The sequence below is a fragment of the Acinetobacter sp. 797_lipA genome, assembly GCF_058243025.1.
The window spans coordinates 3,033,872-3,056,104 of record NZ_JBZAYQ010000001.1 but is presented as its reverse complement, the minus strand read 5'-3'; the positions used below and the strand labels follow the sequence as shown (position 1 = coordinate 3,056,104).

The following is a 22,233-nucleotide window of genomic DNA, read 5'->3' as shown; positions in this document are numbered from 1 at the left end:
AAGCTTGATTGATCTTTTAACTTTATACTGCAACGAGTTCTCATGAGTGCCATTCAGCCCTTATTTCCTCTGATCAACCCCATGCCAAAAGCGACAGCCGATGCGCCAATCGGGATATTTGATTCGGGAATAGGCGGCTTATCCATCGCTCAAGAAATTGCCAAGCATTTACCGCATGAGCGATTTATTTATTTTGCCGATACCGCACATGTGCCTTATGGGCCGCGCAATGATCAAAATATCCGAGAATTGACTGCACAAGCGATTGAGTGGCTTTACCGCAAAGGCTGTAAGGTTGCAGTTGTGGCCTGTAATACCGCTTCAGCCTTTAGTTTGGATTATTTACGCGAGCACTATGGCGATAACTTTCCGATTATCGGCCTTGTTCCGGCCCTAAAACCTGCGGTATTGCAAAGCAAATCCAAAACCGTAGCTGTTCTAGCGACCCCTGCGACCTTTCGCGGGCAGCTGATTAAAGATGTGGTTGAGAAGTTTGCACAGCCTTCGGGAGTCACGGTGATTCCAGTGACCTGCTTAGATTTAGTGCCTTTTGTTGAGAGCGGCGCGCAGATGAGTGCGGCATGTTTAGCCACGTTAAAAGATATTTTACAACCGGTTGTTGATCAGGGTGCAGATTACTTAGTTTTAGGCTGTACCCATTACCCTTTTTTGAAAATAGCGATACAATCTATTTTTGGTCAGAAACTGACATTAATTGACTCTGGACTGGCAGTTGCACGACAAACAGCCCGTATTTTAATCAAAAATGAGTTATTATTTGAACAAAATCATGATGGTGATGTTCGAATTGAATGTTATGTCAGTGGAAATAATGCAGAAAGTTTGAGACCTATCTTACAACTTTTGCTTGAACCAGAACTAAATTGGACTATTTCAAATATATCTGATTAATTTTTAAACAAATAAGTCGAGTATTTTGATATATAGTCAAAAATTGCAACTTAATATGCTTGAGTTAGTCGCAGTGTCTATCTAATGGAATTTGGGGGATGGGATGCTGCGAAGAATAATGAGGATAACCGATGCTCGATAAGCGTTATCAAGTGTTTATAACCACGTCTGGAAGCGAGATGCAACCAGAGCGGATCATTTTGGCCCAAACTTTAGTGGGCATGGGATTTTTTTCTTGGGGATTAGAACAACGGACACCACTTTCAACGGCTTTTGCACGCCGTCAGATCGATGACTGTGACTACGTCATATTGTTGCTGGGCAGCAAATATGGCGAACAGTCCGTGTCAGGGGTGGGATATATGCACCTTGAATACATTTATGCGGTCACCAAACAAAAGCCGATTATTGTATTTATGCATGATGATCCTGATGCCCGTGAGTTATGTTTACATGACGACAAAGCTGAGCTGCGTGAAAAATTCAAAGAGTTTAGAAAACTGCTGCAAAACGAAGTTGATCAGGTTTTCACTTATCGGACCATGCGTGACTTGGAAATGGCGGTTCGTTTGAATATGACGCAAATGCTAGAGCGCTATCCTGTGTCTGGTTGGGTACGTCCGCAGAATACCCAAGTGTTGCATGACGAAATAGATAAACTCAAAGCCAAACTGGTGCAATTGGAAACTGAAGCGGGTAAACGTGAAGTCGATCCATTTTTGTCTTTACCCAAAGTGGCTATGCATGAATTTTTTGCTTTTGATTATCGGATGCATGCCTATCAAGATGGCAACTTCAAAGAGCTGAAAATTCAAAAGCAGATGACTTGGGCGCAATTACTCTCGGTTTTGGGGACAACCTTTATTCACCCCACTCCTGAAGAGTATTTCTCCAAACGCATAAATGAGTATTTAAACGAAACTGGTTTGAATGATGCACGCTTAGAAATGCCTCGTGCCCATGCTGTTGCGCGCTCGCAAATTAATATTCGTGCTTTACACAGCATCAAAATGCAAATGCGTCAAAATGATTGGATTGTCCAGTCAGGTCGAGATGATCGTCAGCGCATGCTTTGGCAGTTGACCCCGAAGGCGACTAAACTTTTGGATAGTAATTTATTGGAAAAGGATCGGCCTTTTCAATTTCAATCTTCGTAGTTATCCATTTAGATAATGAACTGAAAACTGTTACAGTAGAGACATTCGAAAACGAGCCACGAGGGCTGAATGTCTACTGCAAAAAAAGCAAAAGTTACTGTTATTTTGGCAAATTTGGGAACGCCTGATGCACCGACAGCTTCAGCAGTGCGTCGCTTTTTGGATCAGTTTTTGTCCGACCAGCGGGTGATTGAAATTCCCAAACCGCTTTGGCAAATTATTCTCCGTTTATTTATTTTGCCGTTTCGCCCGAAACGCGTTGCCCATGCTTATGAGATGGTGTGGGGCAGTGATTCTCCAATGCGAGAAATTTTGCTGACTCAAGTGGCCGCGTTACAACAGCAGTTGATTTTGCAATACCCCGAGTTTGAGCTGAATATCGTCCCTGCGATGACCTATGGCAATCCAGGCATTCAGCCCTTGCTTGCTGAGTTGAGTCAAAAGCCGCAAGATCATATTGTCCTTTTTCCTTTGTTTCCGCAGTACTCTGCAACATCTAGCGCGCCTTTATATGATGCTTTCGCGAAGTGGATTCCAAAGCAGCGTAATTTGCCGGGGCTGAGCATTATTCGTGATTATTATCAGCACCCTTTATACATTCAGGCTTTGGCGCAAAGTGTGCGTGATTTCCGTGCTGAACATGGGGGGGCTGAAAAGCTGTTAATGTCTTTCCATGGTATTCCACAGCCCTATGCCGATAAAGGTGATCCCTATGCCGACCGTTGCCGTATCACAGGACAGTTGGTGGCAGCCGAATTAGGACTGGCGGAGAATCAATGGGCAATCAGTTTCCAGTCCCGCTTTGGGAAACAAGAGTGGGTGAAACCCTATACCGATGCCTTATTGACCGAATGGGCAGAGCAAGGAGTGAAATCGGTGCAAATTATGAGTCCTGCATTTTCAGCGGATTGCTTAGAAACTTTAGAGGAACTGGCGATTCAGAATGCTGAATTGTTTTTGTCTCAAGGTGGAGAGCGGTATCAATATATTCCAGCCTTGAACAGCCGCGGAGATCATTTGCAATTGCTCAATACGCTGGTTCAAGCTAATCTTGATGCCTTAAAACAGACATTAGCCAGCAAAATGAATTGAGGTTGACACTCTATGTTGCAAGTTAAAATTGTGCCTGTAACGGCATTTCAACAGAACTGTTCCATTGTTTGGGACAGTGACAGTAAAGAAGCAATTTTAATTGATGCAGGTGGAGAACCTGAAAAACTTAAAGCAGAAATCGAAGCGTTGGGTTTGACGGTAAAAGCGCTGTGGCTGACGCACGGGCATTTAGATCATGCTGGAGCAGTCGGGGCATTAAAAAAACTGTGGGATGTCCCTGTGATTGGCCCACATAAAGAAGATGCCTTTTGGTTGGATATGATCCAAGAAATCTCGCAGCGTTATGGTTTTCCTATTCCTGAAAAAGTGGATGTCACGACATGGCTTGAAGGTGGCGAAGTCCTTAAACTGGGCAATGAAGAGTTTGAAGTGCGTTTTGCCCCTGGACATACTCCGGGCCATGTGATGTTTTATAACAAAAACTATGGTTTGCTTTGGACCGGCGACGTGTTGTTTAAAGGCTCAATTGGTCGTACCGACTTTCCACGTGGCAATCATCAGCAGCTGATTGACTCTATTCAGCGTGAATGCTTTAGCTTACCTGATGAGACGCAGTTTATTTCAGGACATGGGCCAATCAGTACGATTGGTTTTGAAAAACAACATAATCCCTTTGTGGCAGGGAAAGCAGGCTAAGCGCTTTGTGGTCTTATTGGAAAATAAAAAAAGTCAGCAGCTGCTGACTTTTTTATTTGCGAAATGGATTATGCAAAATGTGTTGGGTTTCTAGAGCCAATACGATGGAGAATAAGACCACTAATAGTCCAACCGAGAGGATCAACAGATCTTGCATATAGATGCCAAAACTGAATAGACAGATCGCAAGTAAAACGCCAATTAAAACAATAGTCTTACTCAGGATGTTCATCTTATCCCCCTTTAGGATGTTGTTTTTGTCACTTGATCATGCTGTGAGCATGTACCAATTTTTGGGGGAGTATAGTCGACGAATTATCCTTTTAAGTGAATATTAAGATCTTAAATAATGGACAATTTCTCTTAAAATATGAAAAATATCATGAAATTAAACATATTATTCTTCTGAGTTTTCTGCTTGCGGTGCATCTTGCGTTGGGAGGCGATATTCATCATTGGCCCATGCACCTAAGTCGATCAGTTTGCAGCGTTCAGAACAAAAAGGACGAAAGGCGTTGTCTTCCCATTGACTCATTTCTCCACAACGGGGACAAGGGAAAGTGTGTGGCATGATCGACTCCAGATAAAATTTTCGGATTGAAATAGGCAAAAACGTTGGCAGTTGTTAGACTGATGCGGTTTTTTTCTTAGTTTGATCTGATTATGCCGATTCGTCAATTTCAAGCCCAGCGTATGCATGCGCCTCGTGATTTTCAAATGATCAGTCCTGATCCACTGTGTGTGGAAATTGGGGCGGGCAAGGGTAAACATGCTCTATTGTTTACGGCCCATCATCCTGAGAAAAAGCTGATTGCGGTTGAGCGAACCCGTGAAAAGTTTGTGGCGATGCAGAAACAACATAGCTTAGAAGGTCAGCAGAATTTACAGCTGGTACATGCCGATGCTTTACCGTGGGTGGTACATGCCTTGCAACCGCAGCAGGTTGAACAGTTCTTTATTCTTTATCCCAATCCTGAACCGCATAATCCTGCACAGCGCTGGTTGAATATGCCGTTTTTTGAGTTTCTGATATCACGTTTACAAGTGGGCGGACAAATTACTTTAGCCAGTAATATTCCAGAATATATCGAAGAAGCACAGCAACAGTTGATTGAGGTGTGGAAGTTACCATTTGTGAAAGAGCGCATTGCTGATAGCTCAGCGCGCACGCATTTTGAAATTAAATATTTAGAACGTGGTGAGTTGTGCCAACAGTTAATCATCACTAAACCTGAAGGTTATCGCACGCGCTTTGATGCGTTTCAGGCTTTGCAAGGTCAGAATCCGCAGTCGCAATCTTCGGATCAAGCTGAATAAATCATGCCGAAGCGTATTGCAATTATTGGGGCGGGCCCAGCCGGTTTGATGGCAGCAGAAGTATTGAGTCAATATGATGTTCAGGTCGATGTATTTGAGCAAAAACCGTCTGCTGCACGTAAGTTCCTGATGGCGGGTAAAACAGGACTGAATATCTCTCATGCAGAACCTGTAGAGCAGTTTATTGGTCGCTATGATCAAGCCGAATGGTTGGCACCTTGGATTCGTAAGTGGGATGCTACATGGATTCAAGTATGGATGAAAGATTTAGGCATTGAGTCCTATGTCGGAACGTCTGGGCGTATTTTTCCGATTGAAATGAAAGCCGCACCTTTATTACGAGCATGGTTGAAACGCTTGGTTGAGTCAGGCGTCAAGTTTTACTATCGTCATCAATGCCTCAGCCTCAAAGAACATACACTTGAAATTAAGTCTTTGCTTAGCGATCAAGTGCACAACCAGAACTATGATGCCATCGTCTTGGCTTGCGGAGCGGTGTCATGGTCTCAGCTCGGTAGTGATGGCGCATGGCAAAACTGGTTGGAGGCCGATGAAATTGAGCCTTTTCAAGCCAGCAATGCTGGGGTAGAACATGAATGGTCTACCTATATGCAACCCGTCTTTGGGCAGCCACTGAAACGTATCGCGGCATGGGTAGGCGATACGGAAAAAAGTATGGGCGATATCGTCATCACCCATTATGGCCTAGAAAGTGGTTTAGTCTATAAGCAAGGTCGAGCGCTGCGTGCGCAGCAAAAACAGCTCCAACCTTTAGTGTTAACGCTTGATTTACTGCCAGATGTCACTGTCCAAGAATTGGCTGTACGCCTGAAACCCACAAAAAAACAGTCGTTAAGTAATGTTTGGCGTAAAGCTGGTTTAGATGCAGCTAAGGCGAGTTTAGTGCGAGAGTTAGTTGTAAAAGAACACTGGAATCACCCTGAACAATTGGCTCAGCAGATTAAGCAACTCCAGATTCCTTTAACTGGTTTTCGTCCGATTGAAGAAGCCATTAGTTGTGCTGGCGGTGTGCGCCGTGAAGGCCTAAGCTCGCAGCTACAATTAAAATCCAATCCCGCCGTTTTTTTATGTGGGGAAATGTTGGACTGGGATGCACCCACAGGAGGCTACTTACTCACCGCATGTTTTGCAACAGGACGGGCCGCAGGTGAGGGTGTGATGCAGTATTTGAATGTGGCAAAAAAAACGCCATAAGCGATGCAACTGAAAATCAGCTGTGCTAATTTGAATAAAAAATTCAAGGAGCATCATCATGTCGGATCTTCAGCAGTATGTGGGCAGCTGCCTATGCGGTGCAGTGACTTATCAAATTGATGGGCCGATTGGCGATATTATTCAATGCCATTGTCAAAAATGTCGCAAGGCCAATGGAACGGCATATGCAACCAATGCACCGATTGCTAAGGCGGATTTTAAACTGACCTCTGGTCAGGACGTTGTGAAAAAATATGCGTCGAGTGCAGGCACAGAGCGCTGTTTCTGTGGCAACTGTGGTTCACCTCTTGTCAGTATTAAAGCTGACACCCCTGAGTTTTACCGTTTGCGGATCGGCACTTTAGATACCCCGTTACAGCAAAAGCCGACGCAGCATATTTTTGTGGCGTCTCAAGCCGAGTGGGACAACATTTGTGATGCATTACCACAATATGCTGAACGCCCATAGTTAGAATAGATATAAATAAAAGGGATCATCGGATCCCTTTTCTTTGTCTGCGATTGAGTTAGTAGCCTGTCGACATCGTATCTTGAGCTTTAGGATACTGCGACTGCCAGTGTTCAAGCTGCTCTTGGGCATGAATGAGCTCACCGAGACCTTTCACGTTATCATATGGTGCTGCGGTTTTATCTTGGATGATTTTGGCTTGGTTATCCCAATATTGGTACATCAGAGTTTGAATGTAGCGCCCTTGTTCTGTTTTTAAATCCAGCTCTTTCAGCATATTCAGTGCAGACTGAATATTGTCTTGTTGACGTGTTTTTGCAAATTCATCCGTGAGCGTGCCTGCCTCACGCATTTTCATCAGTTCATCTTCCATTTCATCACTCATGCTGCTAAAGCGCTGGTCATAGTCGACCAAGAGCGCAATATCGTGTGGATCATTGGCTGTTTTTGCAAAACTTTTGATAGGTTCAGAGCTGAGTTCTTGCAGAATTTTATCATCGCTTGAAAGCGTGTCTTGCTCAGCACGTTCATTGGCTTTGTTACAGCCTGTGAGGATTAAGCTGCCACCTAAAAGAAGCGGCAGTAGAACCTGTTTTAATGAAAGAGTATGTGGGTTCATATCGGTGTCCTATTATTCTGCTATTTTTTGAAAGTGATAGGCATAGGTGATGTAAGGAAAACTGATTTCGTCTTGTGGCTGTTTGCCCGTGTACTGCTGCACAATTTGCTCAAACTGATGTTTTAAATCCTGCTGTTGCGCCTTAGGCATTGCGGCAATAAAGCTGGTCGAAAGGAGACGTTTTGAGACCACTTGTTCTACTGTACCTGTTTGCTGCTGTGCAAACTGATGCAGGCTTTTGAGCTGAAATAAGTGTTGATGTTCAAAGACTTTTTGCCATAGCCCACTATGATAACGTGGAGTCTCTCCTTCTAAAGGAGCGAGTCGTTCTGCGAGTGCATTGACCCAGTCGACTTGAGTGTCGCGTTGGTTCCAGACTAAGCCCAAATGTCCTTGCGGTTTTAGGACACGGTGAATTTCCTTTAAACTGTCCATGTTGGCAAACCAGTGGAAGGCCTGCGCAGATAAAACTGCATCGATACTTTGCGATGGTAGGGGAATATGGTCACTAAAGGCTTGTAATGTTTCCACCTGTGGGTAAGCCAGTTTGAGCTGAGCTAACATTTCGGTAACAGGTTCGATGGCAGTGAGCTGTCCACTATGTGGAATCAGATAAGGCAGAAACTTTCCTGTACCCGAGGCAAGATCAATCACACGTGAATTTGCGTTTAAATGCAGTTGCTCGGTGAGCCAAGCATGGATCTCTTCTGGATAACTTGGACGCACTTGTTGATAAAGTTCAGCAGCTGCGCTAAACCCGTGTTGTGCTGCAGGATGGAGTAATTGTGTCATATTTTGCGCTTTTTTATCTGCTCTGCATCTATAAAATAACACATTTGGTTCGATGAAATCGCTTATGCTGTATGGAACGAACATGACCTCACTTTATAGGAATGAAATCTCTCAGCATGGACATGGCGAAACAAATTATTTTTGAAGACGAACAGATTCGTGTCATTTTTTTACAGGGTTCATCGGACGAACTTATTTTCTCTTTTGGCGACCTGATTACCCGTGCCAAGGGAACGTCGATCAATGCAGAAAAGTCGCTAGCCAAGTTTGGCTTTAATGTGGTTGGCATTATGCCGAAACAGAAGTCATGGTTTCCAGAGTCTTCGATGTTGGCGATGTTAGAGGCAATTCGCGCTTGGATTGCCCCTTTTCAAACCCGCATTGCCTATGCAGGGTCGATGGGCGGCTATGCAGCGATTAAATACTCTAAACTGCTTGGTTTTAAGCGCGTAGTAGCTTTGGTGCCGCAGTATTCGATTGACCCAGAACAGGTGACGGATAACCGCTATAACATGTTCTATCAGCCTGAGCTGAACCATGACATGCAGGTTCAGCCGAAAGATGTCTCGGCAGAGTGTGAATACATTGTTATTTATGACCCTTACTGCCCTGAAGACCGTGCGCATTATGAAAAATTACAAACGGTCGTACCGAATCTGAATACCCTGAACTTACCTTTTACAGGGCATGATGCGATTGCGGTTTTGGCCAGTTCCGATTTGCTCCATGATTTTTTACGTCATGAGTTTGATGCGCCGTATTTTTATAAAAAAATTCGTGAAGTGAAAAAGAACAGCAAGTTTTACTACCGTAAAGTGATCGAAAACTTGTTGCCGCGTCATCGCTTTTCTTTGGGGCGAATTCTGAAAAATAATGAGCTTGAGTTAGACGGTCAATTTTTTGATGCCAAACTAAAACAAAGCATTATTCGCGAGTTACTCAGCAATCGACAAGTGAGCCAGACGGATCTGTTGAAATTGGGCATTCAGGTCAATTTACCGCAAGAAAATAGCTGTCAGTTGATGGATAGTTTTGGACATGGTTTGGTGTTCAATATGATCAGTCAAAAGATTGAAAGCTATGCACCAGATGCCATTGCACTGAATCATAAGTTTCTGCTGCCGATTTTTGCCAAGGGTAATGGACTGGTCCACATTTATTATAATGACATGCGCTATACCGTGGTAATGAATGACCGTCAGATGATGAAGTTGGTGCATGAACAAGCCGAATTGAGTGCTGGAATGCATCCATTGTTAATGAAAAAATACAGTGACTATTATCTGATTAGTTATAAGCAGTTTAACTTTAGCTGTGATGAATATGGTGGCTTTGATTTGGTCGAGGATATTCCAGAAACAGCGCAGTTTTTGGTGTCAAGCGATGCTGAATCAGATGTGTTTCTATGATGCATTTATGTGATTTATTCATATAGGGCTTTGGTCTAAGGCTAAGCGCTTGTTTTCCGTCCTATTTGGTTTAATATGAAAGTATTGTTTATCTTTTAAACAATACGGATAAAGATCAAATAGGGTGGAAGCAATGCAAAGACATTGGTCGGCTGTATTTATAACATTACTGTTTATTTCAACATCACAAAGCGTACTGGCACAAAGTTTAGACCCAGCTTATCTGACATTCGGTGGTGGCCTCATTCTCCTGCTAATCCTAACGTTTTATGTGATTAAACAGATCAGTATTTCTATTCGTATTCATCGTAATAAGCCCGTTAAATAGCGGGCTTTTTCTGTGTGTTGCGGCTATTTTTAAGTGGTGAAGACAGTGTTTACATTGAAAAGTAGGGCTGAGTTAGTTTAAATAAGCGCTCTATCATTATGCAGAACAACTGGACGTGAGCAATGAAAGCCGTATTTTTAGATTATGCATCCTTAGATAAAAATGATTTGGACTTTCAAGCACTGCATACTGTTTTTGATGAACTGATCCTTTACCCAAGTACCGATGCTGAGACACTTGTCGCCCGTGTAATAGATGCAGATGTGATTATTAGCAACAAAGTAATGGTAGATGCCGATACCCTAAAACAATGCCCTCAGTTAAAGTTGATTTTAATCTCGGCCACAGGCACCAATAATATCGATTTGCAGCAAGCCAAAGCGCAAGGTGTTGTGGTGTGTAATTGTCAGGGTTATGGCACGGCAGCGGTGGCACAGCACACTTTGATGTTGATGCTTAACCTTGCAACCTCATGCTTGCAATATGACCGTGCGGTGCAGCAGGGTGAATGGAATAGAGCTTCTCAGTTTTGTCTATTAGACTACCCAATTATCGAACTTTCCGGCAAGACATTGGGCATTTTAGGTTATGGCGAATTGGGGCAGGCAGTGGCTAAACTCGCTGAAGCATTTGGTATGCAGGTTTTAGTGGGCAATTTGCCGAACCGTCCACATGCTGACTCAACACGAGTAGGCTTTAATGACTTACTGGTACAATCAGATTTTGTCAGTCTGCATTGTCCATTAACCGATGACACGCGTGACCTGATTGATGCTCAAGCTTTCGCAAAAATGAAAAAAAGTGCCTTTTTAATTAATTGTGCACGGGGTGGAATTGTCAATGAAGCAGCTTTGGCAGATGCGTTAAAACAGGGTCAGATTGCGGGCGCAGCAACTGATGTGTTGACCGTTGAGCCACCCAAAGAGGGTAATGTTTTATTGGAGGCTCGTCTGCCGAATTTAATCATCACACCACACAACGCGTGGGGCAGTGTCGACGCACGTCAGCGCATGGTGCAGCAGTTGCTGGAAAATGCTCAAGCTTTTCAAGCAGGGCAGCCAATCCGTCTGGTGAATTAAAGCAAATAATGACAACTAAAAAGCCCATCAATTGATGGGTTTTTTTGATATTAAAGCTTAGTCACTTTAATTTCTTCTTCTACTTGAGCAGGTGTAAAGGAAGACGGTGCTTGGGTAATCGTGGGTTCATTCATTGTTTGGGGTGCGGCAGGCTGTGCAGATGAGACTGAAGGCGCTTGAACCGCAGGAGCATCTACGGGTGCTGATGACGGTTGACTCAAGCTGCCTTGGTAAATGGGGGCAGGTTGATCGGTTTGACCAGTAATCACTTGCTTGGTTTCATGCAGCTTTTTATTCACATTTTGGGTGACTTGCTGTCCTGTTTCTTTGGCTTGTTCTGCGGTGTTGTTGGTGATGGTTTTTGCACTGTCCAAAGCTTGGTGTGCAGAAGGGCGAATTTTTTGGATGCCTTTTTCTGTAGCAGTCCCGACTTTTTCCGCCGTGTTAATCACACCTTCTTGAGTTTTATAAGCCCAAACGTGAAAGATGTTGGGGTTTTTACCATAAGGCGTAATTGGCTTTTGCGTTTGCTGAGTGGTGGTTTCTGTTTGTGCCCATACACCTGCTGTTGTCATTAAAAGAGCGCAGAAGAGTGTTGTTTTCATCATGTTCATAGAGCAGTGTACCTCTTGGGCTATCGTGCATAAATCAGCGTTTTAGCATAAAGCCTCTTTGTGTGAATTTCATGTGCTTGGTTGTAAACAAGCGTAGTGTGCAAACGTATATAGCTAAAAAAGAGCCCAGCATGTGGACTCTTTCAACTCTGGAGGAGTTTAACTTCTACTTCGCGCCAACGGCAGCATCGGTCGATGAACCGACTTTGGCTTTAGCAACAGGTGTATCTAGTTCCACTTGGGCTTGCCCATTTACGTCTGCACGTTTGGGCTGACCACTGACAGCCTGCTTAGTTTCCTGCCATTTTTGTTTGGTCGCTTGTTGGCCTTGTTTCGCTTTATCCGCTATATAGTGACCACTTTTTTTGGTGTTATGCTCAACAGAGTGTTTTACCTCACCTGCCTTATCTTTTACGACAGCAGATTTTTCAGCTGAAAATTCTTTGGTGTCTTGCCATTTTTCTTTGCTGAATGCTTTGGTTTTGTCGACACCATGCTCAACCGTTTCACCTGTCGCATGCGCGGCATGTTTGACATCATGTTTTAAGTTTTGCAATACACTTGGCTGCGAGGTTTGAACTTGAACATTGGCCGATGTATTGGCTGCGGTATTTGCAAATAGGGAAGTGGAAGCTAAAAGTGCAGTGGTTAAAGCCGAAGCGGTGAGTGTCTTTGTTAAAACTTTCATCTTTGATTTTCTACCTCTTATGACAGAACCCGATGAGGAGTTCAGAACAGCAGTCATCATAGACAGAAATTAGCTCAAAAATAGCGTTTGATATGAAAGTCGCACAATGCGGCAACAGCGCATGAACAATGGGCTGAAAATTGTGTCGTTCAGTTAATTCATTAAAATTATGTAAGTTTATGCGTGGTCGTTGTTTTAAATGTAACAAGTATGAAGACTGGTGTTGAAATAAAAGATATGAAACAGAAGGTGTTTGAGAGAGAAGTCATCACTGATGTTGCACCAGTGATGACGATTTGCTTAGTTACATTGCGCTAAGGCTTCTTTTGCAAAGTGATTACGTAGTGCGAGGAAGTTTTTCTGTACTTCTGCATCGTGTAATTCAAATTTGGTTGCTGTGCTTGTGCCATCGAGTGCAAAGGTTGCTGAGCCACCTGTGATGAGGGTGTAGTCACGGAACGCCCACTGTTCTACGACTTTGCCTGCTTTGAGGTTGCCAGTAAATTCGATGACGCATTTGTCTTCAAATTTGGTCAATTTTGCTTTGTTATTAGTTGTGTCCGGATAAACTTCAATGTCTTGGACTTCTTGTAATACACCCGCTGTCAACTGTGGAATCGTTGGTTGAGATGTACATGCTGTAATAGAAAGGGCAGCAAAAGTAGCGAAAAGTACAGTTTTTAATTTCATAAGGTTCGTTCTTGTTGCAAGTTGTTAGGTTGAGTATAGGGAAGCGAGTGCAAATTGGCTATAACAAATAGTCTAAATATTGTTTAGGGTAAAGGTGTTGAGGAGCTTGATTTATGACGTCCACTTTTTTTGTATTGGGTGTTGCAAGGAAGCTGATTGATCCGCCAATAATAAGTATGAAAATAAGAACAACCGCATGGCGTAAGCGAAAAAGTTTTAGGTCACGAATATAGATTAACTTTAAGTGTTCGAAAGCTAATTCTTTGGGTATATCTAAGTTTGTATCGTCTATTTCATTTTTATAGTCTTGAACTGATTTTTTGGAAAAATTATTACTCCTCCAAACAATGTTGAGTAAATTAAATTTGAATAAGCCAGCATTAAAATATAGACCTTTTTGATCTGTACTATCATTAATATGTTTACTAGGGTTATCTATAGCAGAAAGAGCAAAAAGTAAAATTAGGGCGGTCGCTAGCCAAATAACAAAGATAATTGCTGCTATCGCATGCTGCCACCAATATTCATTTAGTGTTAAAAATTTAAAAATTTCTCTTATTTGTGGAAAAGGAACAATGCAGCCAGCTAGTAATGCACCGATTTTAAAGTCGATTGCTCTTATGTTTTGTTGGGTGTCTTGAATGGCGGAGTGAAGAAATTCAAATTTATCCATTTTCTTGAACCCATTCATTCATTTTACTATTGATGGTATCTCCTTCATAACATTCATATGTAGTATTCCAATTTAACCAATCAATCTTTTTTTTATTTTCATCCGTTAAGTTATTATAAAAAGTTTGACTGTACAGAGTTCTTTTTGAATCCGATCGATTGGCTTTTGAACATAGATCTGCAGTCTCGCCAACAAGTTTTCCAATCCAAGTTACTTCATTGATTCCACTGCCACTATATCCTGCTTTAATCATTAATACATCTGCATCGTGACAAGCAATACCTGCTTTTATTTCAGAATAATTTTTCTTTCTTAGTTTGACATTTAGAGTATCGATAATGGATGCAGCTTTTGCCGCCGTACTGAAAATACTATCAATATCACTTTTTTTGGGACTGTTAAAAACACCCCATACACAATCGCCTTCGATATAAATTTCTCTTAATCTTGTATTACCATTAAGAACAGCAATTAGTTCTGAAATATAGCTTCTATATATTTTAGCAGTTACAGGACGAGTATGTTTTTTTGAAAACTCCTTAGAGCCTCTCATATCGATAAATATGGCTGAGCAAAAAATGTAATAGCCATTAGGGCTTGTTGAGAATTAACAAAGGCTACTGATTAATTTATAATAGTACTATGGATAGATACATACTTACTGATGCCCAATGGGCAAAAATGGAACCTTTTTGCCTAGGTAAAGTGACCGATCGAGGTCGTAGTGGAAAAGATAATCGATTATTTTTAGAAGCAGTCCTATGGATTGCCCGTACAGGCAGTCCATGGCGTGATCTACCTCCTCATTTTGGTAAATGGAATACCGTCTTTAAAAGATACCGTGATTGGGTGAAAGCTGGTGTATTTGAAACTATTTTTGCATCTGTAAATGAAGATGTTGATTTGGAATACGCCATGATTGATGGAACGATTGTTAAAGTTCATCGACATGGGCAAGGTGCAAAAGGGGGACTTTCAAACAGTCTATAGGTAAATCTCGAGGTGGAATGACCTGTAAAATTCTTGTCTTAGTGGATAGTCTAGGCAACCTTATTAAATTTCGATTAATGCCTGGTCAATATCACGATTTAGTAGAAACCAAACCTTTAATTGAAGATGTTGATTTTCAAGCATTACTGGCTGATAAAGCATTTGATGCAGATTGGCTCATCCAAGAACTCAATGAACGTAAAGTGAAAGTGGTGATCCCACCTAAATCTAATCGAAAAGTAATGAGAGCATTTGATACGATTATGTATAAATGGCGTCATCTCATTGAAAACTATTTCTGTAAGTTAAAAGAATTTAAACGTATAGCGATGCGTAGTTGTAAAACAGATACGAGTTTTGAAGCCATGATTCAATTGTGCGCGAGTTTAATTAACTCTCGGTAATTCTCAACAGACCCTAGTAAAAGTTAGATTATCACGACTAGGGATTTCTTTTTTATCTTCATAATTATTATCAGAAGAATTTAGAATTTCATCTATTCGGTCTCGACTTTTTTCAAAATCATATGCTTTATAATTATCTTGCATTATATTTCTCTTAAACAAAAACCCCACTATTTCTAGCAGGGTTTTGATTTTATTTCAAATATTTAGCTTAATGTTGCAACACTGAAATATCCGCAACACTTGTAAACAAATCACGTAACTGAGCTAGTAAACGTAAACGGTTTGCTTTCAGTTCAGCATCATCTGCCATGACCATCACACCTTCAAAGAAAGCATCAATCGGCGCACGAAGTGCAGCTAACTTAGAAAGCGCAGCGGTATAGTCTTTCGCAGCTAAAAGCGGTTGAACCACAGGCAGGATATTTTGAATCTCTGCATAAAGTGCTTTTTCAGCATCTTCAACTAACTTAGCTTCAACAATTTCACCAGTAGGTGCAGCTTCTTTCGCCAAGATATTCGCAACACGCTTATTCGCAGCAGCCAAAGCTGCAGCTTCAGGCAGGCTACGGAAATGATTTACCGCAGTCACACGCTTATCAAAATCAAGTGGTGATTTTGGAGAAAGTGCTTGAACCGCTTGAATCACATCAACAGCAACGCCTTGGTCTTCATATTTCGCACGGTAACGACCTTCAAGGAATGCAACAGCATCCGCCAAAGTCTTGTCATGGTCTTTCAATACATCGCCATAAGCATCCAAAGCAAGCTTGATTAGTTCTTCAATTGAGACATCAAGATTGTTTTCAGTCACTAAACGCAAAATACCAATCGCAGAACGACGTAAAGCAAACGGGTCTTTAGAACCAGTCGGCGCTTGACCAATACCGAAAATACCTGTCAGCGTATCTAAACGATCCGCAAGGGCAATCGTTGTACCTGTCTTGGTTTGCGGTAAAACATCACCAGCAAATTTAGGTAAATATTGCTCACCTAAAGCTTCCGCAACTTCATCATTCTCGCCTTCAATACGTGCATAGTAAGTGCCAGCAATCCCTTGAAGTTCAGGGAATTCACCAACTAATTCAGAAGTTAAATCACACTTTGCAAGAAGTGCTGCTTTTTCAGCATCGGCAGGATTTGCACCTGTGATTGCAGATAAAGCCACAGCCAATTTAGCAATACGTTCAGATTTATTCCAAAGCGTACCTAACTGTGCTTGGAAAACCATATTGGCTAATTTTTCTTTACGAGATGCAAGCGGTTGTTTTTGATCTTGTAAGAAGAAGAATTCAGCATCAGACAAACGAGGACGTACAACTTTCTCATTCCCTTCAATGATTTGAGTTGGATCTTTAGACTCAATATTTGAAACAGTAATGAAATAAGGTTGAAGTTTATTGTCAGCATTCACCAAACAGAAATACTTTTGGTTGTCCTGCATCGTGGTAATTAAAGCTTCTTGAGGCACAGCAAGGAAGCGTTCTTCAAAGCTGGCACGAAGCGCAACAGGCCATTCAACCAATGCGGTGACTTCATCACGTAAATCAGTAGGAACGATCGCAATCGCATTCACTTCATCAGCAAGCGCTTTGACTTGTTGATCAATGATCGCTTGGCGTTCTTCAAAATTTGCTACAACTTTTGCAGCACGAAGCACATCTAAGTAAGCATTTGCATTGGCTAAATTAATTGCTTCAGGTGCATGGAAACGATGACCATAAGTCACATTACCTGCTTTATGATCCTGAATGGTTGCATCAACAACATCATTGTCTTTTAACAACACAACCCATTTTACAGGACGAACGAATTCAGTACGGCTTGCCGCAGAACGCATGCGTTTTGCAATTGGAAGGTTATCCAAAGCAGTTTGTAAAATTTGTGGCAGTAAAACATCAAGGCTTTGACCTTTGACATCTTTTAAATAACAAACTTTTTCAACTTTACCTGCTTGGAAAGTAGAAACCTGATCAACCGTAATACCCTGACCACGCATAAAGCCTTCTAGGGCTTTGGTTGGTTTGCCTTCTGCATCATAAGCTGCTTGAATAGCAGGGCCGTCAAAGCGTTTTTGTGTGTCTGCTTGCGCACCATCTACATTGATGATTTTCAATGCCAAACGACGAGGCGCTGCATAAGCTTCGATAAAATCAAAAGCCAAACCTGCATCATTTAAACCTTTTACAGTTTCAGCTTGTAATGCATCACGTAAAGTTTTTAAGCTTTTTGGGGGAAGTTCTTCACAGCCAAGTTCAAATAAAACGGTATGTTTAGACATTATTTGTTCTCCGCTGATTTTTCTGCTTGAGCCGCTTCAGCTTCAACCTGAGCTTTCAATTGAGCTAAAACTTCATCACGTAAATGTGGTTCTGCCATTGGGAAACCAAGCTTGGCACGTGCAGCCACATAACTTTGCGCAATAGAACGTGCCAAAGTACGTACACGTAAAATATAACGTTGACGTTCAGTCACAGAAATCGCACCACGTGCATCGAGCAAGTTAAAGCTGTGTGATGCTTTAATCACTTGTTCGTAGGCAGGAAGTGGAAGTTCAGCTTCCATTAAACGAGTTGCTTCAGCTTCATAGAAATCGAATAATTTAAACATTTTTTCAACGTTGGCATATTCAAAGTTATAGGTCGATTGCTCAACTTCGTTTTGATGGAATACATCGCCATAAGTCACTGTACCAAACTGACCTTTGGTCCAAACAAGATCGTAAACTGAATCGACACCTTGTAGGTACATGGCTAAACGTTCAAGACCGTAAGTGATTTCACCTGTTACTGGGTAACATTCAACACCACCAACTTGTTGGAAGTAAGTAAACTGAGTCACTTCCATACCGTTGAGCCAAACCTCCCAACCTAAGCCCCATGCGCCGAGTGTTGGAGATTCCCAGTTGTCTTCTACGAAACGAATGTCGTGAGTGAGGGTGTCGATACCAATCGCTTCTAAGGAGTCTAGGTAAAGTTGTTGGATATTATCTGGGTTTGGTTTCAGTACCACTTGGAACTGGTAGTAGTGCTGTAAACGGTTTGGGTTTTCACCGTAACGGCCGTCTTTAGGGCGGCGTGATGGTTGAACGTATGCTGCGTTCCACGTTTCAGGCCCAAGTGCGCGTAAGAATGTTGCAGTGTGGAATGTACCTGCTCCCATTTCCATATCGTAAGGTTGTAAAATGACACAACCTTGTTCAGCCCAGTAGTTTTGTAAGGCAAGAATTAAGCCTTGGAATGTATCAATATGCGATATGGCGCGACTCATGCAGCATCCATTATAAATATAAGAAAAAATTGGTTCTAAGTATAAGGATTTTGCAGAGGAGTGGCAAAGGCTCTATTTATTTTTCAGCACTTAATTTTATGTTCGCTAAAATGGCTTAGTACGACCTGCACACAGTAAGTCGCGATGAATTTCGCATAAACATTCACAATGCCAACCATAATGAATATCTTTGCATATTTGGTGGGAAATGTTTTTTGAGTATGTCAATGTTTCTAAATGAGTATGAAGATCATGGGCTAACATAACAAAATGGGTCTCGGGATAAGGCCATTTGGCATGATTGTCAAAGTGGGAAACTGAATTTCCAAGTGATAATTCAAGTGTTAATAATTCATTTAAGCAGTCGCAGATTTCAAGTTTTTCAGTCATGTTCTATACTTTTCATAAATTATCCAATGATAAGGTGATGATGTACGGTGCAGTAAGCATCTGTATGCCAATTAGAATGTATATCTCGATTAACCTGTGCTTGAACATTTGGGTGTTGGGGGAAATTAAGATTTTTTAAATGCAGAGATTGTTTTAGATAAATCAAATGACTTTCTTCTTTAGGCCACTGTCCATGAGCATCGTAACCAGAGATGTTGTTGCCTTGTTTCACTTCAAATTGAATCAGGGCAATTAAGCATTCACATAAGCCTAAAGTTTCAAGGTGATCTTCATATTTGAATTTTCTCAAGACATCTGCCTTTCTTCTTATAAAAATGAAACTATTGCGCTAAATATAGACTTTGCTGATAACAATTGAAATAACAAAATTGATATCTCTAAGATGTAAAATAGATGCATCTTATTGCTGAGACCGCGTATAATTTTGCACTGGTTAAGTGCGTAAAAGTAGAAGGGCGGCTGTGTTTCATATGCAACTTGAATGGTTAAATACCTTAAAACCGAATTTTAAAGTGTTACCGCTAAAGGAAAGAATGCTCTGTGGTTTAGGTGCATTGTTGGGATTAGCACTGTCTTCACTCATGAGTTGGTGGCTTTTGGGTGGGATCAATGCATGGTATATCGCCCCGATGGGTGCGTCCTCGGTGTTGCTTTTTGCTGTACCAGCCAGTCCCTTGGCTCAGCCGTGGAATATTGTGATTGGGAATACGATTGCAGCCGTAATTGGGGTGACCTGCGCACTCTATATTTCCAACTTAACAGAAGCATTTAGTGTTGCTGTGGCTTTGTCGATTATTTTGATGATGACGACAGATTCTTTGCATCCACCGAGTGGTGCTGTGGCGATTACGGCAGTGTTGGGTGGTGAGACGGTACACGAGTTAGGGTATCAGTTTGTGTTTTATCCTGTTCTACTCAACTCGATCCTGCTTCTCGTGATTGCGATTGTGTTCAACCGATTGCTCGGGAAACAATACCCAACTGTGGCGCAAGTCAATACGCGTAGCGCCGACCCGACCCCCACACAGAAGGTCACCATTCAACCTGAAGATATTCATCAAGTTTTAGCCCAAGAAACGCAGTTACTCGACATCAGTGAATATGATTTACAAAAACTGATTTTAAAAGCCCAAGCGCAGGCCGATACTCGCTTTCATATAGACATACGCTGTCGGGACATTATGAGTAAAGATGTCCTGTGTTTATATGAAGATGAAGACATTCAAGTCGCTGTGGAAAAATTTAAACAGGTCAATTTGATGAGTTTACCTGTGTTAAATCGAGCTGAACACGTATGCGGCACCTTGGCTTTATATGAAGTGGTGGAGTGGTTCCAAAAGGCAACGGATTTGCGTACCTCTTGGCAAGATCAAGTCAAGCACATTATGAAACGTCAGGTGGTCACGGTACAGCCGGATCAAGAACTACAAGATTTGATCCCGTACTTTGTTGAACGTTCTTTTAACTATATTCCCGTGGTTGAAAACAAGGCTTTGGTCGGCATCATTAGCCGTGCCGATATGATTGCAGCGTTGTATCGTCTGTTACAACATCGTTAAGTCATGTGAGTGTCGAAGGTAAAAAAAAGCTACGACACTTTGGGGGAAGTTGTCGTAGCATAAAAAGAAACTTTTTTGAGACGAAAGATGTGCGCTTATGGGTTGCGATGATCTGGATTAACGGTACGCATCGTATTGCTATAACCAGATCGAGTCTGTGGAGAATGCTCAATTTGGTCTTTTTGTTTCGGCATCACCAACCAAAGAATCAGGTAAACCAAAATTCCGGGAAATGCTGCACTTAACAGTGAAATGGTGATGAAAACAATACGAAGTAAATTTGCGTTCCAACCAAAACGTTCAGCAATACCACCCATCACACCAGCAATCATGTTTGAGCGGTTTGAGCGATATAAACCAACATTGGCCATCTAGGTCTCCTTAAAAATTAAAATCTGAGTGGCTTTATGCACTCATAGTTTAAAAATGGAGATGGAATTACATTTTTAAAGGTGACGAAGTCGATTAAAAAGTAAAGTTATGTAAAGAGATAAAAGCTGGGGCTTTGATCGGGATTAAAATGTGCTCTATTTGGCGTTGAGCCAGCTGCTTAAAGTCAGCAAGTCATTTGAATCCGAGAAAACACCAAGGGTCAGGATGAAAAATTCGTGATGGTTATGGAGATTAATCACGTGCAGGAAGTGAGTGTGGAATGAAGTTGAAACGAAAGCATCAGGGCTTGATTGGCGCATTACTGCAAGGAGCAGTGGGGTTAATCGGTGTATCGTTAGCTGGCTGTGATGGTGGGCTCTCGGAGGCGTCACAACAACATGAAAATAGCACGGTAGAGGACGCGGCTGTTTCGCCTGAGTCGGGGAGGAAGCTGACTGAGGTGGCAGGACGGGCAACCATGCAAGATGATTCGGAGTATGCACCTCGTACGCTGGATATTCGTGAACAGCAGTTCATTGGGCGTTATCGCACACAAATTCAATGTGATGGTTATTTTTTCCCTTGTGAAACGGGGAAGGCTGATTTTATTCTCAATTTTTTACCTGATGGTACGGTGCATCGCAGCATTGTGCGTTTGGGGAAGGTCTTTTCGGAAAAACAGCGCCCTGGCTTTTCAAACTTAAGTTATCGCCGTGATACATGGACCATGAATAAAGAGCGAACAGAGTTGATTGTCCATCGTAAAGAGGGGATTAATTTTTATTATCGCGTGGTGGATTCGCAAACGCTGCAAATGGATTTAGATAAAAGTAATAATCTAGATACCACTAACCAAAAATTGTATGCGCGAGGTTTTCCGAAATTAGAGCGTGCGTATACGTTAAAGCGTGAGCCTAATTCATAGTTAAAATGGAATTGGGTAAAGCAATAAAATACGACTGAAGAATAATAATAGTGAAGAAATGAACAGCGTGCGAATTTTATGACTTAAATAGCGTGTCGCTAAATAAATGTCATATCAATGCAATTAAAGAGGATTTAAATAAATGGTGGGTCGTCCGCGATTCGAACGCGGGACCAACGGATTAAAAGTCCGCTGCTCTACCAGCTGAGCTAACGACCCTGAGCAAGGTGTGCGAAAGAGTATTCGCTGAAAGTTTAAAAAAGAAATTTTTAAAGCATTCGAACCTGAGCAGGTTTGTAAAATTAGATTTTACAAGAAAGATGGTGGGTCGTCCGCGATTCGAACGCGGGACCAACGGATTAAAAGTCCGCTGCTCTACCAGCTGAGCTAACGACCCATCAAGGGTATCAAAGGAATGGTGGGTCGTCCGCGATTCGAACGCGGGACCAACGGATTAAAAGTCCGCTGCTCTACCAGCTGAGCTAACGACCCATATCATTTGATGGAGCGTATTGTAGCAAGATATGCATCGAGCGCAAGTAAAAAATCGCAAACTTGTTGATGTTTGATTATAAATACAACAAATTTGCG

Annotated in this window: 26 protein-coding genes and 3 tRNA genes; 13 read left to right on the top strand and 16 right to left on the bottom strand. The window is 42.0% G+C overall.

Going from position 1 to position 22,233, the window contains the following annotated elements; genetic code table 11:
• Nucleotides 1-42: 42 nt before the first annotated feature.
• The 4 genes from murI to AC4CU2_RS15140 all read left to right on the top strand — a co-directional run bounded on the left by murI (nucleotide 43) and on the right by AC4CU2_RS15140 (nucleotide 3,818).
• Nucleotides 43-912, top strand: coding sequence for a glutamate racemase (murI, locus tag AC4CU2_RS15155; RefSeq protein WP_178904596.1), 870 nt, complete (start codon nucleotides 43-45; stop codon nucleotides 910-912).
• A 131-nt stretch (nucleotides 913-1,043) separates the two neighbouring features.
• Complete coding sequence (locus AC4CU2_RS15150) at nucleotides 1,044-2,069, top strand: DUF4062 domain-containing protein (protein WP_005400906.1); 1,026 nt, start codon at nucleotides 1,044-1,046, stop codon at nucleotides 2,067-2,069.
• A 69-nt stretch (nucleotides 2,070-2,138) separates the two neighbouring features.
• Nucleotides 2,139-3,161 (top strand): ferrochelatase, encoded by a 1,023-nt coding sequence (gene hemH, locus AC4CU2_RS15145; RefSeq protein ID WP_279689842.1) that lies wholly within the window; start codon nucleotides 2,139-2,141, stop codon nucleotides 3,159-3,161.
• Nucleotides 3,162-3,173: 12 nt separating this feature from the next.
• Nucleotides 3,174-3,818 carry an MBL fold metallo-hydrolase gene (locus tag AC4CU2_RS15140; RefSeq protein WP_236769187.1) on the top strand — a complete coding sequence of 215 codons (645 nt, stop codon included), beginning with the start codon at nucleotides 3,174-3,176 and terminating at the stop codon, nucleotides 3,816-3,818.
• Nucleotides 3,819-3,870: 52 nt separating this feature from the next.
• On the opposite strand, the gene AC4CU2_RS15135 is transcribed toward AC4CU2_RS15140, so the two are convergent.
• Both AC4CU2_RS15135 and AC4CU2_RS15130 read right to left on the bottom strand, forming a co-directional pair.
• Nucleotides 3,871-4,050, bottom strand: a complete 180-nt coding sequence (locus AC4CU2_RS15135) for a hypothetical protein (protein ID WP_236769186.1) — start codon at nucleotides 4,048-4,050, stop codon at nucleotides 3,871-3,873.
• Nucleotides 4,051-4,215: 165 nt separating this feature from the next.
• On the bottom strand, nucleotides 4,216-4,389 hold the full coding sequence (locus AC4CU2_RS15130) for a DNA gyrase inhibitor YacG (RefSeq protein ID WP_004692619.1): 174 nt from the start codon (nucleotides 4,387-4,389) through the stop codon (nucleotides 4,216-4,218).
• Between the two features lie 86 nt (nucleotides 4,390-4,475).
• On the opposite strand from AC4CU2_RS15130, the gene AC4CU2_RS15125 reads away from it, so the two are divergent.
• Genes AC4CU2_RS15125 through AC4CU2_RS15115 form a run of 3 tightly spaced genes read left to right on the top strand, consistent with a single transcriptional unit; the run spans nucleotide 4,476 to nucleotide 6,819 of the window.
• Nucleotides 4,476-5,135: a class I SAM-dependent methyltransferase gene (locus tag AC4CU2_RS15125; RefSeq protein WP_279689941.1), complete on the top strand. Its 660-nt coding sequence runs from the start codon at nucleotides 4,476-4,478 to the stop codon at nucleotides 5,133-5,135.
• A 3-nt stretch (nucleotides 5,136-5,138) separates the two neighbouring features.
• Entirely contained in the window at nucleotides 5,139-6,350 is a 1,212-nt protein-coding gene (locus AC4CU2_RS15120; protein ID WP_279689839.1) for a TIGR03862 family flavoprotein, read from the top strand.
• Nucleotides 6,351-6,408: 58 nt separating this feature from the next.
• Nucleotides 6,409-6,819 carry a GFA family protein gene (locus tag AC4CU2_RS15115; protein ID WP_159152998.1) on the top strand — a complete coding sequence of 137 codons (411 nt, stop codon included), beginning with the start codon at nucleotides 6,409-6,411 and terminating at the stop codon, nucleotides 6,817-6,819.
• A gap of 58 nt (nucleotides 6,820-6,877) precedes the next feature.
• Here AC4CU2_RS15115 and AC4CU2_RS15110 read toward each other — a convergent pair whose 3' ends face one another.
• Both AC4CU2_RS15110 and AC4CU2_RS15105 read right to left on the bottom strand, forming a co-directional pair.
• On the bottom strand, nucleotides 6,878-7,438 hold the full coding sequence (locus tag AC4CU2_RS15110) for a hypothetical protein (RefSeq protein WP_279689837.1): 561 nt from the start codon (nucleotides 7,436-7,438) through the stop codon (nucleotides 6,878-6,880).
• Nucleotides 7,439-7,450: 12 nt separating this feature from the next.
• On the bottom strand, nucleotides 7,451-8,230 hold the full coding sequence (locus tag AC4CU2_RS15105; protein WP_490769049.1) for a class I SAM-dependent methyltransferase: 780 nt from the start codon (nucleotides 8,228-8,230) through the stop codon (nucleotides 7,451-7,453).
• Between the two features lie 122 nt (nucleotides 8,231-8,352).
• Between AC4CU2_RS15105 and AC4CU2_RS15100 the strand changes: the two genes are divergently transcribed.
• The 3 genes from AC4CU2_RS15100 to AC4CU2_RS15090 all read left to right on the top strand — a co-directional run bounded on the left by AC4CU2_RS15100 (nucleotide 8,353) and on the right by AC4CU2_RS15090 (nucleotide 11,046).
• Nucleotides 8,353-9,639: a hypothetical protein gene (locus AC4CU2_RS15100; RefSeq protein ID WP_490769048.1), complete on the top strand. Its 1,287-nt coding sequence runs from the start codon at nucleotides 8,353-8,355 to the stop codon at nucleotides 9,637-9,639.
• 133 nt (nucleotides 9,640-9,772) lie between these two features.
• Nucleotides 9,773-9,967: a hypothetical protein gene (locus AC4CU2_RS15095; RefSeq protein ID WP_004692607.1), complete on the top strand. Its 195-nt coding sequence runs from the start codon at nucleotides 9,773-9,775 to the stop codon at nucleotides 9,965-9,967.
• A gap of 122 nt (nucleotides 9,968-10,089) precedes the next feature.
• Nucleotides 10,090-11,046, top strand: a complete 957-nt coding sequence (locus AC4CU2_RS15090) for a 2-hydroxyacid dehydrogenase (RefSeq protein WP_411369988.1) — start codon at nucleotides 10,090-10,092, stop codon at nucleotides 11,044-11,046.
• 50 nt (nucleotides 11,047-11,096) lie between these two features.
• On the opposite strand, the gene AC4CU2_RS15085 is transcribed toward AC4CU2_RS15090, so the two are convergent.
• From AC4CU2_RS15085 to AC4CU2_RS15065, 5 genes are all read right to left on the bottom strand, one after another.
• Nucleotides 11,097-11,660, bottom strand: coding sequence for a hypothetical protein (locus AC4CU2_RS15085; protein WP_411369987.1), 564 nt, complete (start codon nucleotides 11,658-11,660; stop codon nucleotides 11,097-11,099).
• A gap of 166 nt (nucleotides 11,661-11,826) precedes the next feature.
• A complete protein-coding gene (locus tag AC4CU2_RS15080; RefSeq protein ID WP_279044900.1) occupies nucleotides 11,827-12,348 on the bottom strand; it encodes a hypothetical protein in 522 nt (173 codons plus the stop codon).
• Nucleotides 12,349-12,648: 300 nt separating this feature from the next.
• Nucleotides 12,649-13,038 carry a hypothetical protein gene (locus AC4CU2_RS15075; RefSeq protein ID WP_004978867.1) on the bottom strand — a complete coding sequence of 130 codons (390 nt, stop codon included), beginning with the start codon at nucleotides 13,036-13,038 and terminating at the stop codon, nucleotides 12,649-12,651.
• Nucleotides 13,039-13,096: 58 nt separating this feature from the next.
• Entirely contained in the window at nucleotides 13,097-13,711 is a 615-nt protein-coding gene (locus tag AC4CU2_RS15070) for a hypothetical protein (protein WP_490769047.1), read from the bottom strand.
• Entirely contained in the window at nucleotides 13,704-14,264 is a 561-nt protein-coding gene (locus AC4CU2_RS15065; RefSeq protein ID WP_490769046.1) for an adenylate/guanylate cyclase domain-containing protein, read from the bottom strand. The genes AC4CU2_RS15070 and AC4CU2_RS15065 overlap by 8 nt, the downstream gene beginning before the upstream one ends.
• Nucleotides 14,265-14,353: 89 nt before the next feature.
• On the opposite strand from AC4CU2_RS15065, the gene AC4CU2_RS15060 reads away from it, so the two are divergent.
• A protein-coding gene (locus AC4CU2_RS15060; protein ID WP_490768309.1) for an IS5 family transposase occupies nucleotides 14,354-15,105 on the top strand; the annotation gives its coding sequence in 2 pieces (ribosomal slippage) (nucleotides 14,354-14,690 and nucleotides 14,690-15,105; 753 coding nt in all).
• A 211-nt stretch (nucleotides 15,106-15,316) separates the two neighbouring features.
• On the opposite strand, the gene glyS is transcribed toward AC4CU2_RS15060, so the two are convergent.
• From glyS to AC4CU2_RS15045, 3 genes are all read right to left on the bottom strand, one after another.
• Nucleotides 15,317-17,386 carry a glycine--tRNA ligase subunit beta gene (gene glyS, locus AC4CU2_RS15055; protein ID WP_490769045.1) on the bottom strand — a complete coding sequence of 690 codons (2,070 nt, stop codon included), beginning with the start codon at nucleotides 17,384-17,386 and terminating at the stop codon, nucleotides 15,317-15,319.
• Nucleotides 17,386-18,375 carry a glycine--tRNA ligase subunit alpha gene (gene glyQ, locus AC4CU2_RS15050; protein ID WP_490769044.1) on the bottom strand — a complete coding sequence of 330 codons (990 nt, stop codon included), beginning with the start codon at nucleotides 18,373-18,375 and terminating at the stop codon, nucleotides 17,386-17,388. Before glyQ ends, glyS begins: the two co-directional genes overlap by 1 nt.
• 409 nt (nucleotides 18,376-18,784) lie before the next feature.
• Nucleotides 18,785-19,075 carry a hypothetical protein gene (locus AC4CU2_RS15045; protein ID WP_490769043.1) on the bottom strand — a complete coding sequence of 97 codons (291 nt, stop codon included), beginning with the start codon at nucleotides 19,073-19,075 and terminating at the stop codon, nucleotides 18,785-18,787.
• A gap of 172 nt (nucleotides 19,076-19,247) precedes the next feature.
• On the opposite strand from AC4CU2_RS15045, the gene AC4CU2_RS15040 reads away from it, so the two are divergent.
• Entirely contained in the window at nucleotides 19,248-20,345 is a 1,098-nt protein-coding gene (locus AC4CU2_RS15040; RefSeq protein WP_490769042.1) for an HPP family protein, read from the top strand.
• Between the two features lie 95 nt (nucleotides 20,346-20,440).
• Here the strand turns inward: AC4CU2_RS15040 and AC4CU2_RS15035 are convergent, their stop codons facing one another.
• Nucleotides 20,441-20,716, bottom strand: coding sequence for a PspC domain-containing protein (locus AC4CU2_RS15035; RefSeq protein WP_078425258.1), 276 nt, complete (start codon nucleotides 20,714-20,716; stop codon nucleotides 20,441-20,443).
• A 281-nt stretch (nucleotides 20,717-20,997) separates the two neighbouring features.
• Here AC4CU2_RS15035 and AC4CU2_RS15030 point away from each other — a divergent pair, with 281 nt between their 5' ends.
• The gene (locus tag AC4CU2_RS15030) at nucleotides 20,998-21,642 is read left to right on the top strand and encodes a hypothetical protein (protein ID WP_490769041.1); all 645 of its coding nucleotides are present in this window, start codon (nucleotides 20,998-21,000) and stop codon (nucleotides 21,640-21,642) included.
• Nucleotides 21,643-21,785: 143 nt separating this feature from the next.
• Here the strand turns inward: AC4CU2_RS15030 and AC4CU2_RS15025 are convergent.
• From AC4CU2_RS15025 to AC4CU2_RS15015, 3 genes are all read right to left on the bottom strand, one after another.
• Nucleotides 21,786-21,861, bottom strand: a tRNA-Lys gene (locus AC4CU2_RS15025).
• A 102-nt stretch (nucleotides 21,862-21,963) separates the two neighbouring features.
• A tRNA-Lys gene (locus AC4CU2_RS15020) sits at nucleotides 21,964-22,039 on the bottom strand.
• Between the two features lie 19 nt (nucleotides 22,040-22,058).
• Nucleotides 22,059-22,134: transfer RNA gene (locus AC4CU2_RS15015), tRNA-Lys, on the bottom strand.
• Between the last annotated feature and the right edge of the window lie 99 nt (nucleotides 22,135-22,233).